The sequence below is a fragment of the Mucilaginibacter sp. R-33 genome (assembly GCF_049949235.1).
Classification (GTDB): domain Bacteria; phylum Bacteroidota; class Bacteroidia; order Sphingobacteriales; family Sphingobacteriaceae; genus Mucilaginibacter.
Genome location: NZ_CP188089.1, coordinates 3,803,110 through 3,820,528 on the forward strand (window position 1 = coordinate 3,803,110; position 17,419 = coordinate 3,820,528).

At 43.7% G+C, this 17,419-nt stretch carries 10 protein-coding genes; 2 read left to right on the forward strand and 8 right to left on the reverse strand.

All coding sequences use genetic code 11. The features are described 5' to 3' along the window. Positions 1-21: 21 nt before the first annotated feature. The 8 genes from ACP26M_RS15705 to ACP26M_RS15740 form a co-directional block, all read right to left on the reverse strand. Complete coding sequence (locus ACP26M_RS15705; protein ID WP_426581287.1) at positions 22-1,173, reverse strand: acyltransferase family protein; 1,152 nt, start codon at positions 1,171-1,173, stop codon at positions 22-24. A 23-nt stretch (positions 1,174-1,196) separates the two neighbouring features. Continuing rightward, positions 1,197-3,968, reverse strand: a complete 2,772-nt coding sequence (locus ACP26M_RS15710; protein WP_426581289.1) for a family 78 glycoside hydrolase catalytic domain — start codon at positions 3,966-3,968, stop codon at positions 1,197-1,199. Positions 3,969-4,145: 177 nt separating this feature from the next. After that, a complete protein-coding gene (locus tag ACP26M_RS15715; RefSeq protein WP_426581291.1) occupies positions 4,146-5,639 on the reverse strand; it encodes a RagB/SusD family nutrient uptake outer membrane protein in 1,494 nt (497 codons plus the stop codon). Between the two features lie 53 nt (positions 5,640-5,692). Continuing rightward, positions 5,693-9,043 (reverse strand): TonB-dependent receptor, encoded by a 3,351-nt coding sequence (locus ACP26M_RS15720; protein ID WP_426581293.1) that lies wholly within the window; start codon positions 9,041-9,043, stop codon positions 5,693-5,695. 269 nt (positions 9,044-9,312) lie between these two features. Continuing rightward, entirely contained in the window at positions 9,313-10,473 is a 1,161-nt protein-coding gene (locus ACP26M_RS15725) for a FecR family protein (RefSeq protein ID WP_426581295.1), read from the reverse strand. 360 nt (positions 10,474-10,833) lie between these two features. After that, complete coding sequence (locus ACP26M_RS15730; protein ID WP_426581297.1) at positions 10,834-11,418, reverse strand: RNA polymerase sigma-70 factor; 585 nt, start codon at positions 11,416-11,418, stop codon at positions 10,834-10,836. 276 nt (positions 11,419-11,694) lie between these two features. Beyond that, positions 11,695-12,318 (reverse strand): alpha/beta hydrolase, encoded by a 624-nt coding sequence (locus tag ACP26M_RS15735; RefSeq protein ID WP_426581299.1) that lies wholly within the window; start codon positions 12,316-12,318, stop codon positions 11,695-11,697. 8 nt (positions 12,319-12,326) lie between these two features. Continuing rightward, positions 12,327-13,262: a ring-cleaving dioxygenase gene (locus ACP26M_RS15740; RefSeq protein WP_426581301.1), complete on the reverse strand. Its 936-nt coding sequence runs from the start codon at positions 13,260-13,262 to the stop codon at positions 12,327-12,329. A gap of 180 nt (positions 13,263-13,442) precedes the next feature. Here ACP26M_RS15740 and ACP26M_RS15745 point away from each other — a divergent pair, with 180 nt between their 5' ends. After that, a complete protein-coding gene (locus tag ACP26M_RS15745) occupies positions 13,443-15,740 on the forward strand; it encodes a glycoside hydrolase family 20 protein (protein WP_426581303.1) in 2,298 nt (765 codons plus the stop codon). 242 nt (positions 15,741-15,982) lie between these two features. Further along, complete coding sequence (locus ACP26M_RS15750) at positions 15,983-17,410, forward strand: serine/threonine protein kinase (RefSeq protein WP_426581305.1); 1,428 nt, start codon at positions 15,983-15,985, stop codon at positions 17,408-17,410. Positions 17,411-17,419: the final 9 nt, after the last annotated feature.

The window sequence follows — 17,419 nt, forward strand, 5'->3', positions numbered from 1 at the left end:
TCGGTAGATGATGAATAAAGATTATACCTTAATGGTAATATTCCTTTTGTAAAGGATCCAGACCGGGATAAAAATGACCAGCACAGTCAGGATAGCTCCGGCCAGTGAAGCGTTTTCGGGCGAGAGATATGGCACAAACAAATGACTGTAAGTGAACGACCATAAATTGGTTTTACCTACCGGGATAGCAGCTATTAAAGCAGGGATAATATCGGCCAAAACATAGGCAGCAATGGCATTACGCCCGAACGCTAAAAATGGAGGCAGTAAGGCTTTATTCCCTTTGATATCAATAAACCAGTATGACAATGCAAGAATATTGATAGCCAGTCCGGCAGTAAGCAACACGAATGAGCTTGTCCACAATTGCTTGTTGATGGGAAAAAATGGATTCCAGATCAAAGCCAGTATGATCAATACGATGCCGGCTCCCATTATTTTAAGCAGATCAGCACGGGTTGCAAGTTTGCCCAGTTTGAGCCAGGTACCGGTGAATACACCTAACAAACAGGTAGCAACAGATGGGATTGTCCCAAGCAAACCTTCCGGGTCCCAGGTTTTGGATGAGCCCCAGAGGTGGTTTTCGGTAAATACCGATCTGTCAATCCAGGCGCCCAAATTGGTTGCCGGTTCAAGGTTAGGTGTACCAAAACCCGGTACAGGTACCAGCGTCATCAATAAATAATAACCAATTAAACAGCTTACAGCAATAATTACCTGTGTACGGATGCCGGTTTTAACATACAGCAAGGCAGTTATGCCAAAAACAAGCCCGATGCGCTGCAACACACCGGGAAAACGCAGATGCGCGAATTGAAAATCGTTGATCAGTGGTAAACAAACGCCAAGGGCTATGATAATCAGCGTACGGCGCAGGATGGATAACAGCAATTTGTTATGATTAGCTATATCCGCTTTTTTACTTTCCATGGCATATACGATAGATACGCCTACCATAAACAGGAAGAAGGGAAACACCAGATCGGTTGGGGTACAGCCGTTCCATTTGGAGTGTTCAAGCGGCCAGTAAATATGGCCCCAATCGCCGGGATCATTTACCAGGATCATAGCAGCTACGGTAAATCCCCTGAAAAAATCAAGCGACAAAAGTCTTGGGCGGCTTGTCTTTGTTGTGCCTGTATTTTCAAGCGCTTCCTGCTGATTGATTACCATAGTTGCTATGTATTACAGTACTATTAGCTATTTTTTTTATGGGTTTTTAAAATGTATTTGAACTGGTAAGTACCCGAGCCAACATCCATCTGCATATCGCCGCCGGCCGGTTTGATGTTAGCGATATCTTTAATGGTGTTAATGTCGATATTACTTTCTGTCACCGGACCATCAACCGCCGGTAGGGTGACCGTGGCAGTAGTATTCGGCGGCACAATTACATCAAGGGTAAAAATACCGTTATCAATACTCCAGGCCGATTTTACCTTTCCGTATAATGTTTCCAGTTCGGCATTGGCATTGGTCAATTTACCGCCGGGATGCGGGAAGATATTTATTTTATGAAAGCCAGGGCTACCCTCATCAGTGTTGATCCCTGCTATAACACGGTACATCCAATCGCCAATGGCGCCGTAAGCATAGTGGTTAAAGGAGTTCATTTCCGGATCTTCAAAAGTACCATTGGGTTTTATGCCATCCCAGCGCTCCCATATGGTAGTTGCCCCGTTTTTTACAGGATAAAGCCATGAAGGGTATGACTCTTTCATCAACAGATCATAGGCAATATCGGTGTGACCGAAACGACTTAACACATGACAGATATAAGGCGTGCCTAAAAAGCCTGTGGTAATGTGTTCATCATAATCTTCAATATTGTTTACCAGCCTTTTGGCGGCAGATTCGCGCAAGTTTTCGGGCAGCAGGTCGAAGTTAAGGGCCAGTACATAGGATGTTTGCGTACCCGAGATCATACGTCCGTTAGGTGTAACATATTCTGCCTGGAAAGCCTTTTTGATATCAGCTAACAGCGCGGTATATTTTTTAACATCATCTTCCTTACCCAATATGGTAGCGGCATTAATAACCAGCTGAGTTGAATAGGCATAAAAAGCCTGCGCTATCAGGTTTTTATCGGTAAGGGCGGCGCCATCCTCATAATCGGTGCCGGCGTAAAACAGCCAGTCGCCAAAGTGGTTACCGGTGTCCCAAAGGCCGTTTCGGGTATGCCGGGTAATGTAGCCCACCCAGGCGGTCATGCTTGGGTACTGGTTTTCCAATACCTTTTTATCGCCGTAAGCCAGGTAAATATTCCAGGGGACAATAGTTGCCACATCGCTCCATCCTGAGGCTGCCGCCGAAGCGCTATCCAGCATGTTAGGGATCACATAAGGCACCGCGCCGTTTTTATGCTGATCGGCCGAAAGATCTTTTAGCCATTTGGTAAAAAATCCGGCCACATCCATATTGAAGGTAGCTGTACGGGAAAAGGCCTGGGCATCGCCCGTCCAGCCCATACGCTCATCGCGCTGGGGGCAGTCGGTAGGTACATCAATAAAATTACCCTTTTGCCCCCATTGAATATTATGCTGCAACTGGTTAATGAGCGGATTGGAGGTAGAGAACATACCCGTTTGCGCCATATCCGAGTACATGGCAAAGGCAGCCACATTGGTTGAATCTAACTGGCCATCATATCCTTCAACCTTCAGGTACCTAAACCCCTGGAAGGTAAAATGAGGTTCGAATGTTTCAATACTATCGCCCTTAAAAACATATACGTTCTCCTGCTTGGCTGTACGCAGGTTTTTTGTGTAAAAGTTCCCTTTCTGATCCAAAACCTCGGCATGGAACAGCTTTACCGTATCGCCTGCTTTTGCCTTTAATTTAAACTGCACCCAGCCAACCAGGTTTTGCCCAAAATCAACCACATGCTCGCCCGCAGGAGTGGTAAACACTTTAAGCGGCTTAAACATTTCGTGCTTGCGCACCGGCGGACCAAATGTAGCCACTAAATTTTCTTTAACGGTATCAATGGTGCGTACCGAATCCCAGTTTAAATCTTTGTAAGCAATGGTCGACCAGCCTTTCTTCTCCTTGCGGGCGTCATAAACTTCGCCATCAAAAAATGATGATGAACGGATTGGCCCATAGGCTACCTTCCAGGTTTTATCCGAATTAATGAGTACCCGTTTACCGTTAGTGTACACCACCTCTAACTGAAAAAGCAAACCAAGCTTGGTGCCATACACATTCTTTTTTCGATTATACGTATAACCACGGTACCAGCCGTCGCCAAGGGTTACGCCAACAGCGTTATCGCCTTTTAGCAGGTCGGCAGTTACATCATAAACCTGGTACTGCAGGCGTTTGTTGTAACTCGTCCAGCCGGGGGCAAAGTAGTCACTGCTAATTCGTTTACCATTAAATTGCGCCTCATATAAACCGTGGGCAGTAATGTATAAATGCGCCGCACGCACCTTATGATCAAGCTTAAATGTTTTCCTGAACATGGGGCATGGGCCACCGGTAGTGTCCGACAGGTAATTATTTTCTATCCATTTGGCACTCCAGTCGGCGGGTTTAAGCAGGCCCATTTTCCATGAGTTAACCATGCTCCATGGGGTAACCTGCTGCCTGTTGTTCCAAACGCGTACCTGCCAGTAAACTTTCTGACGTGAAACGAGCGCGGGGCCGCCATAGTAAACATGCAGCGATTCATTGGAGTTAACTTTTCCCGAGGTCCAGAGCAGGTCTTTACCTTTCAGTAAGGATACGGCGTTACTGCCTACCCTTATTTCATAGGCAATTTGCTGAATGTTGCGGTCCCGGGTTATTAGTTTCCAGCCAAGACGGGGAGCGGCATCGTCGACAGAGATGGGGTTTATTTTGTATTCACAAACCAGGTTATCAACCCGGAACGGCGGAGGAACCGGCGGCACTTTTTGTGCTTGTACAATTATTGGCAGAAAAGAAAAAAACAATATAATAACGCGTGTGCATACCTTTTTACACATACCTTTTTTGGGGTTTTAATAGTTCATGCTATTAAATATACTTTAACAGCAATATTGTTTTGATATGCACCTGAAATTTTTCATTGAGCCGGCCCACAAAAATGGGCGTTCATCGCAATATACACCTATAAACGTAATATAACCTGGTAAAAGTTTCACCCTGGCCGTGTAACATTATTAATGTTCGAGGTTTCCTTCATTTAAAGGATACTGGAACAGCAGGCGGATGTTGCTGTAAGCGGCCGGGTTAATTTGCCATGAACCATTTTTATAGGCCCTTTCACTGGCCGCGTGGGCTTTCATTACCTCTGCCGCTTTACCTGTACGTAAAAGATCAAACCAGCGGTGATTTTCAAAGGCAAGTTCAACCTGGCGTTCATGGGCTATCGCCGCGCGAAACCCTTCCTGGCTGGTAACATTTAAATCAGGATTGTTATTCCCCATTGATTTAGGTTCAAGACCGGCGCGCTGCCTAACCAGGTTCAGATATTTGAAAGCATCGCCACCTGCTGCAAAGCCTTGTTCGTTTAAACACTCCGCAAGCATCAGGTAAACATCTGCATAACGATAAACCGGGAAGTTATTACCGGTAATGCCTTTAACATCCCCGATGCTCTGATACTTCTTGATGAAAGGCAGATCGATGCCGTACTCGTCTGATGTAAAATCAGTCAACGAAGCATCCCTCCTTTTATCACCTTCTTCATAGGCATTTACAAGGTCCTGGGTAGGGATGTTCCAGCCGTTTTGAGCATTGTTACCGATGTAAAAGCCGGTAACATCATTATCATAATAATCCCATGGGATGAAAGTATCTATAAAATCAGACTCCAGGCCGTTAGGGCCTTCAATATACTGAATTTCAAAAATTGACTCGGGGCCATTTTCCTTAGCAATATCAAAATTATCCGCATAATTAGCGTTAAGGTTATAGGCCCCTGACGATATAACATTGCGTAACAGTGGTATGGCCAAATCAAATTTCTTTTGGGTTATATAAACTTCGGCCAGCATGGTCTCGGCGGTACCTTTGGTAACCCTGCCTTTATTAGCGGTGGTTTGGTATTTTACAGGTAGTTTAGCTATCGCAGCCTGGGCGTCTGCAATAATCTGCGTATAAACAGCAGCTGCCGGTGACTTTGTAGACAAGTCATAAGCATCCCCTACCGATTTTGGCTCAACAAGCACCAGCGGTACATCACCAAACATACGTACCAGGTTAAAATAATTGAACGCCCGTAAAAATAACGCTTGCCCCCCTATGGTATCGGTAGTGGCGGCATCAAGCTTGGCAGCCGGCAGCCGATTGATGATAACATTGCAGCGGCCTATGCCGGTGAAACAGAAGCTAAAGTACGCCTGCACAATATCATTATTATTCAATTCGCGAAACTCATCCAACTCTTCCTTATTGTTGCCTGAACGGTCGTAAGGATCATATTCATATGAAGTATTATCAGACCGCATTTCGCCCATTGCCCAAAATGACCCGGTATATAAACCCTGAAGAGGGGCATAGGCACCATTAATAGCCTGAACAAACTGGGCTTTTGTTTTAAAAAAGTTGGCGCTGTTTTGAGTATCTGTAGGTTGCAGGTTAAGATAATCCTTTTTACAGCCGTAAAAACCAATAGCTGCGAGGCTAAGAAAAAGGTATATGTTTTTTTTCATGTCTTCTGATTCTTAATGTTGCTCAATTGTGTTTTCAAAAATCGCTGTATCCGCTAAAATGTTACGTTACAACCCAATGTGTAAATTGCCGAAACAGGATAGCCTGTAAAATTCACATTGGGTGATAACGAACGGTTACCCTGTTGCCCCTCAATGCCGACCTCAGGGCTGCCTCCTTTATAACCTGTAATCAGGATGGCATTTTGAGCGCTGAAGTATACCCTGAAGTTTTTGCTGAATTTTGTTTTGAAATTGTAACCGAGATCAATATTCTTCACCATTAAATACGAGTTGCTCTCTACCCAATATGAGGGATAAAAATCGCGGGCAAGGCCTGTGTTTGAAGTTGTGGTAGGCAATATGCCGGCTCCCGGCTGCCCCGGTGATCTCCAGCGGTTTATAACGCTTTGCTCAACGTTAAAAATACCATCCAAATTGGTTGTAAACTGTTTGTACATATCAAACACATGCCCTCCTACCGAGCCGGCCGAGATAATGTTCAGGTCAAATTGTTTGTAACTGAAGTGGTTGTTGAAACCAAATGTAAATTTAGGCCAGGGGCTGCCAATAGGTACCTGGTCTTTAGCATCAATAACACCGTCATTATTAACATCCTTATACCTGATATTGCCTACATTTTCACCCTCAAAATGCGGGTACTTATCAAGTTCGGCCTGGCTTTGGAATATACCCTCGAAAATATATCCGTAAAACTGCCCAAGCGGCAACCCTACCAGTGTAATACTGGTTGGGTTGTCATTCCGGGGCGCGTCATAGATTTGAGGTGTAGGGCCAAGACTTATAACTTTATTACGATTTAACGATATATTAAAATCTGTATTCCAGTTAAAAGCTTTGCTAACTATGTTTTTGGTGGTTACCGTAAACTCAAAACCGCGGTTACGCACATTGCCAACATTTGATAACGCGTATCCATAGCCCGAGGCTATCGGCACGGGTATATATTGCAGTAACCGTTCGGTAAAGCGGTTATAATACTCGGCAATTAAGTAAACCCGGCCTTTAAATAACGAAAGGTCCATGCCTATATCAAACTGTTTAGTTGTTTCCCAGCCAACTTCAGCATTACCGAGATCGGTAATTGACTTTCCCGGAGCAAGTGCTCCGCCAAAAGTATAATTGGTTTCGTCTACAGCGGCTATATAATCGTAGTTACCTACGCTGTTATTACCTGCGTGACCATAGCTGGCTGTGAATTTCAACTGATCGATCACATTCGTTTTTGGGAAGAATGATTCGTCAGAGATGCGCCAGCCGCCCGATACCGAAGGGAAGGTTCCCCACCGGTGCCCCGGTGCAAACCTTGACGATCCGTCGCGGCGTATGGAGGCGCTTAATAAATACTTATCCTTATATGCATAGTTCACCCTGCCAATCAATGATAATAGCCTCCATTCCGCGTCACCGGCATCGGCTGTAATAATGGTGGCGGCCCTTACCGAACGGACTACATCGTCGGGGAAACCGGTACCATAGGTTAAACGATAGTGGCTGGTTTCCTGCTGTATCGAATAGTCGCCCAAAACAGTTAATGTATGATTGCCCCACGTTTTTTTGTAGGTTACGGAGTTTTCGCTAAGCCAGTTGAAGGAATTAGACGAATTAAATGAGCCTATAGCTTTAACCTGGTTTCCGTCCTTATTGGGAATGCGGAAGCTTCCTAAAAACGACGGGCGGAAGTAATCGCCATTGCTATTCTGATAATCAATACCAAAAGTAGATTTTACATCTAAGCCTTTAATTATTTCCCAGTTAACGTATGTGTTAGCCAACGTACGGAATTGTGAATACTTATTAGTGGTATTAACCAGCTCACTTACCGGGTTGGCGTTAAGTGCCGTGCCTGCGATATTCCCGTTTCCCTCCGAACCTACCACATTGGTATATGAACCGTCGGGCTGTTTTACCGGCGTAAGCGGGCTTTCAAGATAGGCCTGGCTTAATGCAGCCTGGTCAAAATGCCCGTCTGTTTGTTGTAATTTACGCTGGCTGTAAGTTGGAGCGATGCTAAGGCCGGCCGTAACATTTTTAAACAGATCGGCATCCATATTGGCTTTTACCGAATATCTCCTGAATCCGGTGTTAAGCACCGTACCCTGCTGATCAAAATATCCCAATGAAAACAAAGAGCGTACTTTATCGGTACCATTTGAAACAGTAACATCATAATTTTGCATAGGCGCGTTACGGGTAACTGCATCATACCAATCAGTACCTTTGCCAAGTGCTTTTGGGTTCCTGAACGCCTCAGGCACCTGATCCATGCTGAATGGCACCCCGTTCACTTTATCCAGGTCCTGTAAAGCTTCTATACGCCATTGCGCGTATTGCTCGGCGGTCATCATTTTCAATTTGCTTTTGGGCAATATGCTTTGGATCCCTGTTGAAGTATTTACCGTGACTGACGACTCGCCTTTTTTCGCTCTCCTGGTAGTGACCAAAATAACACCGTTTGACCCGCGCGAACCGTAAATAGCTGTAGAAGCAGCGTCTTTCAATACACTGATATTTTCAATGTCATCAGGATTAATAGTACTTAAAGGATTTTGATATTGATCAAACCCCGGAGAAATGGGGAATCCATCAATTACATATAAAGGATCATCACCGGCACCCACTGAACCGGCACCGCGTATATTTACCGATACACCACCACCTGGAGTACCGGTTACCTGGTTTACGGTTACGCCCGCGAGCTGGCCAGCCAGTTTCAGATCAAGACTCGCAGTTTTGATCTCTTTGATATTGCCCATTTTTACCGAACCCACAGCGCCCGTTACATCCTTACGCTCCTGGTTGCCGTAGCCTACAACAACTACCTCTTTTAATTCCTTGTTATCCTCATTCAAAACAACGTTGATAGTTGTTCTTTTATTAACCGGTTCTTCTTTGGTTTGGAAACCTATGAATGTAAATACTAACACCGCATTATCTTCGGCATTCAAGGTATACTTGCCGTCCACCCCGGTTATAGCACCAACATTGGTGCCTTTTACTTTAACATTAACACCCGGTAAGGGCTGATTTTTATCATCTACCACAATACCGCTTATGGTTATGGATACCTGGGCAATGCTTACATCGGGAGTTTTCTTTTTATTGACAATGATATTCTTATCATCAATAACATAGGTTAAAGGCTCATCCTTAAAGCATTGCTGCAATGCTTCCTGTAATGAAGCGTTAGTTAATGAAAGATTAACCGGTTTGGTTTTTGAAATATCCTTATACCTGTAAAAGAAATAATAGCCGCTTTGCTTTTCAATTGCTTTAAAAGCTTTATCAAGCGCTATCCCCCTCGCATTCAGGGTTATGGATTGTGAAAAACTTTTAGCACTTAGCTGCAGGCAGCCGAGAGTTAGTAATAAGACGGTTAATCTCATCGTCAAAAACAGTTTTGAATGTGTACCAAAGGCACTAAATACTTTACCAGTAAAGTTTAAATGCATAACTTCGTGATGTTTGGGTTAAAAAAATCTGTTATTGAAAACTCAGGAAAGCTTGATCCAATTCATTATGCCGGAAGCGTTGCAGCGCTTCCGGCTTTTCTTTCATTTAGATAAGGAGAGCTTAGGTTGGAATATTTTGAGATTATATCGTCAGTGTTTCTTCATAGTTTGGGTTTAGCAGTTAAAAATCAGCTGCCGGTATTTTAAGGCGTAACAATTATTTTTTTGTTCTCAATCCTAAAACGCACGTGGCTTAATTCAAGGATGTGCAATACCTGCGATAGTTTTACATCCCTGCTGATCTTACCTACAAACTCATCATCAGGTACTTTACCTTCGTATATTACTTCGGTACCATACCACCTCGAAAGCTGCTTCATAATATCTTGTATGTTTGCCCGCTCAAAGTCAAAGAAGCCATTTTTCCAGGCTACCGCTTCGTCGGTATCAACATCAATAATTTTAATGTTTTTATCATTTATAATGCCCTGCTGACCGGGCTTTAATAAATTGCTCGTATTACCTTGTGTTAATTTCACCGATCCTTCAAGAAGGGTGGTTTTAACAGCGACCTCATCATTATAGGCCATAATATTAAAATGCGTACCCAATACAGCTACGTTAATATCTTTAACCTTTACATTGAAAGGCTTCGCTTTATTTTTGGCCACCTCAAAATATCCCTCGCCCGTAAGCTCTACATCACGTTCATTTCCGGTGAAGGCGGTAGGGAATTTTAAAGATGAGGCAGAGTTAAGCCAAACTTTTGAACCATCAGGAAGCACTACCCGGTACTGGCCGCCCCTGGGCGTACTAATGGTGTTATAGGCAACCGGGCCATTTTGTTGTTGGTCTTTATCTGCGGTGTAAACCACCTGCCCATCCTGCGTTTTATTAATGCTGGTGTTACCCGATTGATTGAGCAAGCCAATCTTAGCCGAGTCCAGTATCAGTTTGGAGCCATTGGCAAGGGTTAAAACCGCGCGGTTATCGCCTGGATCAACGTCATGTTTTACAACTGCTTTGTTTTGAACGGCTAATTGTTGCTGCTCATGTTTAATACACCAATGATAAACGGCAGTGCCCGACACAGCCAACAGAATAACAGCAGCGGCAACATTTCTGAAAAAATGTAACCTTATAACTTTTGGACCCTTGTTAGCCACCGGCTCGGCTATCGCCTGCCTGATGTTGCTTAACATCCGGTCTTCCAGTTCTTGTTTTACACCAATTATTTTTTCATCCCATTCGTCGGTATCACCCTGAAAGCTTTCGAAAAAATTCAACAACTGCTCCTTCCCCGCGGCAGTTGACTGCCCCGCCAGGTATTTATCTATCAGTTGTAAAAATTCTTCTCTTTGCACAAATGTGGCTTTGATAAGGAGAGTAAAAAAACGGGGGTATCCCCTACGTCGAAATGAAAAAAAATTAAAAGATTTTGTGAATAGGCTTTAACAAACGAATGTTAGCCGAAAAATCAATTATCCCCAAAAAAAAATCAGTAAAAAAGCCGTTTGAAAACAATCAGAATATCTAATCATTCAATAGAATTTCATTGCCGTTGGTTTTAACCAACGGAATATCAAATAGCGATAAAGAGGGCTTTAGCCAAACCCACCTGCATAATTGGGCTAAAGCCAGACCTTTCGAATTATTTCACCGTTGGTTAAAACCAACGGCAATAAATATTTTACATTTTTAAATAGCTAAGATTTCATTTGATGCTATTTATCTAAAAAAAACATCAACGCTTCCAGGATAAAAGCAGAGCCCAACGAGCCGCGTAACTGGCGAAGTGCTTTGGTTAAATGATTTTCGACGGTTTTAGTGGATATATTTAGCTGCAAGGCTATTTCCTTATGGCTAAGGCATTCTTCGCGGCTCAGCTTGTAAACTTCCCGGCATTTTTCGGGCAGGGTATCAATTACCTGGTTTATTTGCAATAGCAGTTCTTTATGCTCAATGGTGTTGTGGGTAGCTGGGGTGTGCAGGCGTTCTATCAGATCATCAAAAATCTCGCTTCTTACGGGCGTACCTGTGCGGATTTGCCTGTAAACCCCATAACGTACCGATGCATACAGATAGGCTTTAAGCGATATAGTGATCTCCACTTCGGCCCGGCAATCCCAAAGCTTAATAAACAGTTCCTGGATAATATCCTCGCATGCCTGCCTGTCTTTTAAGATATTATAAGCCGCTTTAAAAAGCGAAGCCCAGTACCTCCTGTAAATCATGGTAAGCGCCGCTTCATCATCAGCCTTTAATCGGCTAATGAGCTGCATATCGCTCATCACAATTTTGTCGGGCATAGTTTACTAATTAAGTTCGTCCGGGAAACAAAGGCTAAAATTACTTAAATATTAATTTAATATATTTAAAAAGTAAAAATAAGCTTATATGCTAATTATGAATAACTTAACCATCATTTCAAACTACCGGTTATTAATATAAAATAACCCAAAGGTTATCAAAAGCATAGGCATAACTTATTTATTATACAGGTTGGTCAATGCTATCCGGCAAAAAAAAAGAGAGCCGCCCCTCCGGGCAGCTCTCCACTCTTAAACACTCAACTTTGAAAACAATCAATTCTTCAGTATCTCGTTTGCCAACACAATTTCTTCATGGGAAATAGTATGTTGACGGCCTTTATATATTTTGAGGGTTACACCCGCATTTAATTCTTTTAATATTTCAACACTGTCATTAACCCTGCTAACCGGTACATGCGGGTCGGGGTCGCCGGTAGTAACCAGTACCGGGGTATTGTTAAAATCGCCTTTATAGTTTTCCTTAACCAATTCCTCTCTTATCAATCCGCCGGTGAAAGCGATAACCCCTCCGTACCTGCCGGCATTGCGGCCGGTATATTCAAGCGTTAAACATGCCCCCTGCGAAAAACCAAGAAAATAGATATTTTCCTGTGCTATTCCTTTTTGCCTGAGGTCCTCTACCAGTTCGTCAATTACTTCAAGGGCCGAATCAAGTGCCGGTTGGTTATTTTGCACCGGGGCCATAAAACTGTAGGGATACCAGCTATGTTGATTGGCCTGTGGCGCATAGATAGCATAACCATCTAATTCAAGATGATCTTTAAGCGAGATCATGCTGCTTGCCGATGCGCCGCGGCCATGCAGCATAATGATGGCTTTTTTGGCCTGTTCGGCGGGAACTCCCGCCGAAACAACCTGTTTTGTGTGCCTGTACATCTGTTTGATTAAACTAATGATGGTAATGTTTTTTCCAACTCGTCGCGCAGGTTTTCATACTGTGCAGGCAATTTTAATCCTGTGCCCAATAATTCGGCTGGTTCATCAACCGCGAAGCCTGGGTTATCGGTTGCTATCTCAAACAAAACACCACCTGGTTCGCGGAAGTATAATGAGTAGAAATAGTTTCTGTCTATTTTGTCGGTGATATGCAAGCCAAGGTTTGCTATCTTTTCACGGTATTCCATCAATACTTTTTCGTTTGGTACGCGGAATGCTACGTGGTGAACAGAACCACCCGCTACATGACCGGCAACTTCTCCCGGAACTTCCACCAAATCAACTATAGCTGCATTTTCGACAGCATCGGTAATAAACCTGTAGCGGTTAACATGCTGTTCCAGTAAGCGATAGCCTAATACACCGGTTAATATTTTGGCAGTAGCCTCAATTTTATTTGATGTAATAGTAATGCTGTGAAAACCTTTGGTAGCATTGGCAGCGGTTACTTCGGCAGTTTCCCATGGTGTGCGGTCATCGGCTTTTTTGGGAACGATAAGCTCAAATTTCAATCCATCAGGATCAAGAAAAGTAAGGTACTGCTCACCAAATTTTTCGGCCGGTTTGTTGTAGATCACATTGTTGTCCTCAAACCTTTTCAACCAGAAATCCAAACTACCTTCAGGTACCGAATAACCAATTTCTGTCACCTGCCTTGCACCCCGGCGACCTGCTGTAATGCCTTCCCATGGGAAGAAAGTAAGGATGGAGCCGGGAGTGCCATTGCCATCGCCATAATATAAGTGATAAGTACCGGGATCATCAAAGTTTACGGTTTTTTTAACTAACCTTAAGCCCAATACACGGGTATAAAAATCATAGTTTTTTTTGGCATTGCCTGCAATTGCAGTGATGTGGTGAATGCCGTTTATAGTGTTTTCCATTGTTTTCCTTGTTTTAAATATTTTAATACTTGCTGTGTTATTATGATTCAAAATTACGGTCAAAATCGCCGGCGGCACTTGATGTAGGATAAGAAAAACGGGGCGGTGTTTTTTATTATTAAACGATTTCATTATCCGCCTTTCGGCAAAAAAAGTATATTCGGTTTTACATTTACATTGATGGTCAACCTGTTTACATTCCGCAAATTTCTCAGTTGTATTCCGTTATGCCTGCTTTTTGCAGCGGTAACCAACGCTCAGGTAAAGGAGGAAGGCATTATCCCTAAGCCGGTTATAATGGTAAAGACAAACGCAAACCAGGTTTTTACGTTTAATCAATCAACAGCAATAGGTACCACACCCAACATCGGCCGGGATAATCTTACATTTTTCAATACTTGGTTTAAATCTGTTTCAGGTTTCAGCCTCTGGGCAAATCATAGGTTGAATGCTCCTGTTCAATTAAATATAGATGATAAATATGTTACCCAACCAGAGGGATATAAACTATCGGTTACTGCTAAACAGATAAAAATTAGCGGCCATGATGAAGCAGGTGTGTTTTATGGTTTGCAATCGCTTATCCAGTTACTAAAAGTATCCGGCGGAAAAGTAACTGTGCAAAGCTGCACCATTATGGATTACCCCCGTTTTGCATACCGCGGAATGCATTTAGATGTAAGTCGTCATTTTTTCAAGCCGGAAGCTATCAAAAAATGGATAGACCTGCTGGCACTATACAAGATCAATACTTTTCACTGGCACTTAACCGATGACCAGGGCTGGCGCATCGAAATAAAAAAATATCCTTTACTGCAAAGCATTTCGGCTTACCGCGATGAAACCATCATTGGCCACAAAAAGGATAGTCCGCACAGGTTTGATGGTAAACGCTATGGCGGCTATTACACCCAGGATGAGGTTAAAGAAATTGTAGAATATGCCACCCAAAGGCACATTACCGTAATCCCGGAAATTGAAATGCCGGGCCATGCACTGGCGGCGCTGGCTGCTTACCCGCAATTGGGTTGTACCGGCGGCCCGTATAAAACCGCTACCTATTGGGGTATTTTTGATGATGTGTATTGCGCCGGCAATGACGAAACGTTTACCTTTTTACAAAATGTGATGGATGAGGTACTGCCGTTGTTCCCTTCAAAATATATTCACATCGGCGGTGATGAATGCCCTAAAACCAAATGGAAGGCCTGCCCCAAATGCCAGCAGCGCATTAAGGACGAACACCTGAAAGATGAGAAGGAACTGCAAAGTTATTTCATCGGCCGCATGGAAAAATACCTGAACAGTAAAGGCCGGCAGATCATAGGCTGGGACGAGATTCTGGAAGGCGGGCTTACCCCCGGTGCAACCGTCATGAGCTGGACTGGCGAAGAGGGCGGCATAGCCGCCGCCAAACAGCATCATGATGCCATCATGACGCCCGAAAAATATGTATACCTGGATTACTACCAGTCACTTTACCCGGCCGAGCCATTAGCCGGCGGCGGATACACGCCATTAAGCAAGGTCTATAATTACGAACCAATAACTAATGAATTAAGCGGCGAGGAAGCAAAATACATCAAAGGCGTACAAGCCAATGCCTGGAGCGAATACATGGCCAGCCCCACACAGGCCGAGCGGCAATTGTTCCCGCGAATGCTGGCTTTGGCCGAAGTTGCCTGGAGTTCGAAGAAAAATAAAAGCTATCCGGATTTTTTGAAACGACTAAGGTACCAGCAGCCTTTACTCAAAAAGCTAAACATAAACGCGGCTGATGTATTTGACGAGATCACCGATTCGGTAACAGAAACTGCAGATCATCAAGTGGCGCTGAACCTTCAAACAACACTCCCCAACAGCAAAATTTATTACTCAAACGATGGTAGTACACCTGGTTTAAATAGCAAAATTTATGCGGGTGCAATTACCATAACTTCATCGGGGATTATTAAAGCAGCTGTTTTTAATAATGACAGGCAGCAGGGCCGGACCTATGAAAAGTCATTTACCATTCATAAAGCCATAGGCAAAACGGTAACGCTTAAAAACCAACCGCAAGGAGGGTTTAATCCGGGTAATACCTTTGGTTTGGTGAACGGAATATTCGGCAGCAAGCTTTATAATGACGGGCAATGGTATGGCTTCAGTGGCGATGATCTGGAAGCGGTAGTTGACCTTGGAAACGAGCAAAGCATATCAAAACTGGGTATCAACATCCTAAAATACCACTGGCAAAAAATGTGGGAGCCAACGCTGCTTACCTTTGAGGTATCAACAGATGGAAGCACTTATACTGAGGTCTATCGCCAGACTGATTTCCCGGATAACGGCATCAACGCTGTAAGGGCAAACATCAAAACACAGCAGGCAAGATATATCAGGGTAAAAGCAACTAACAAAGGGATTATTCCGCCGGGTGAGTATATTGCCGGAGCGAAGGCCTGGTTGATGGTGGATGAGATAGTGATACAATAATGAACCTTGATTCGCTTGATTAAAGGATTTCCTGATGACCAGTTGCATAATTTAACCCTTTAATCAAATAAATCAGGGTTCAGATAACTATTTGCATCGCATAATCCTTTAATCAGGCAAATCATGGTTCAGATTTGCCGAACTTTTTTTTATATTTTTATACCAAACACTAATGCCTGCGTTATGTTGAGTAAAAAGTTTTTAATATTTGTCACGAATACTCATTCCCCAAGTATAACTCAATGAGCAAAGTATTTACTATTACCGAAGGTTTGGAAAACATGGGGGCTTTACGAACGGGCGGTCAGGGCTCTGTTTATAAAGGTCGCCGCTATGGGCCTATTATCACAGCGGTAAAGCTCCTGCCCACTCCTATTCACACCGAAAGCACCGACGATAAAAATTTTCGCAATTTCCAGAACGAGGTCGAAAAACTAAAAAAGGTAAACGAAGAGCCTAACCCAAATGTGGTTAAGATCCTTAATTCGGGCATTACCGAAAGTGGTTCGTTCCCGTTTATCGAAATGGAATATATTGATGGCCCCGATCTGGAAGACCTGCTGAAACCACCGCATGAGGCTATCTTCAGCATTAAAGAGATCATTAAACTGGCCGATCAGCTGGCAAACGCGTTATCACACTGCCACAAAGTTTCGGTAAAGCATGGCGACATCAAAAGCAACAATGTAAAGTTCAACGTACATACCGGAAACTACGTGCTGCTTGACTTTGGTCTTTCGGCTATGTCTGATGATCAGCGCCGTACCAGTATCCGTCATGCGGGCGCTATCGAATTTATGGCGCCCGAGCAAAATGAAGGCTTGATGTATTTCCAAACAGATGTGTACAGCTACGGTATCATCCTGTATGAATTGATTGGCGGGCAGGTGCCTTTCCCGCTAAAAGATAATGGAGAAACAGCACGCAACGCCGTGATGCTGGCCCACATGGAGTCGGAGATACCTGATGTAATGGAGCTGCGCCGCAAAAACCTGCCCGAAAGCTGGTCGGACGAGAAAAAGGAAATGCAGATGCAGGTTCCGGCCTGGTTGTTGCAGATTGTGGCTAAATGCCTGCAAAAAGACATCAATAACCGGTATGCCAACGGCATTGAACTGCAGGAAGCTTTAATGCAGGGCAGTATCGGCGCTATCAGTCCGACGCACCCGGATGAATCGTGGAACACCGAAGTTTTATTGAAGGAAAATGAACGCTTACAAGGGCTGGTGCTATATTACCAGGAAAACGAGAACAAGCAACCGGCACAGGTAGTTAGCAATGAGCCTGCTGATAGCAAAGCCGTGCGCATGTCAAAACCAATTTTTGTTTTGTTCATGATATTGCTTTGCGGTTTCACCGTTTTCTCTGCAGTGGTGATGGATAAGTTTGGCGGGCGTATCTATAATGGGGTTGTTAGCAGGCTGTTTAAGCCTTCAAAAAAGGCAACTGACTCGGCTGCAAGTAATAAAGTTATCCTGCCCCAAAAAAAAGACTCTGTACAGCAGCCTAAGGCCAGTGATTACAAAGATGAGAGCAATATTCCACCGGAAGTTGATTCAACCGCCGATTCGATATTGCGTAATATACAACGGGCAAAACAACAAAAGGAAGATACGCAGTTTTATCGTGATAGTGTGAAAAAAGCGGATACCTCTAACTTAAACTTTTAATGATTTAGC

What these genes read in the sequence shown, in the direction of transcription:
- ACP26M_RS15705 (WP_426581287.1), bottom strand. Translation starts at nt 1,173, where the DNA reads ATGGTAATCAATCAGCAGGAAGCGCTTGAAAATACAGGCACAACAAAG.
- ACP26M_RS15710 (WP_426581289.1), bottom strand. Translation starts at nt 3,968, where the DNA reads ATGTGTAAAAAGGTATGCACACGCGTTATTATATTGTTTTTTTCTTTT.
- ACP26M_RS15715 (WP_426581291.1), bottom strand. Translation starts at nt 5,639, where the DNA reads ATGAAAAAAAACATATACCTTTTTCTTAGCCTCGCAGCTATTGGTTTT.
- ACP26M_RS15720 (WP_426581293.1), bottom strand. Translation starts at nt 9,043, where the DNA reads ATGAGATTAACCGTCTTATTACTAACTCTCGGCTGCCTGCAGCTAAGT.
- ACP26M_RS15730 (WP_426581297.1), bottom strand. Translation starts at nt 11,418, where the DNA reads ATGCCCGACAAAATTGTGATGAGCGATATGCAGCTCATTAGCCGATTA.
- ACP26M_RS15735 (WP_426581299.1), bottom strand. Translation starts at nt 12,318, where the DNA reads ATGTACAGGCACACAAAACAGGTTGTTTCGGCGGGAGTTCCCGCCGAA.
- ACP26M_RS15740 (WP_426581301.1), bottom strand. Translation starts at nt 13,262, where the DNA reads ATGGAAAACACTATAAACGGCATTCACCACATCACTGCAATTGCAGGC.
- ACP26M_RS15745 (WP_426581303.1), top strand. Translation starts at nt 13,443, where the DNA reads ATGGTCAACCTGTTTACATTCCGCAAATTTCTCAGTTGTATTCCGTTA.
- ACP26M_RS15750 (WP_426581305.1), top strand. Translation starts at nt 15,983, where the DNA reads ATGAGCAAAGTATTTACTATTACCGAAGGTTTGGAAAACATGGGGGCT.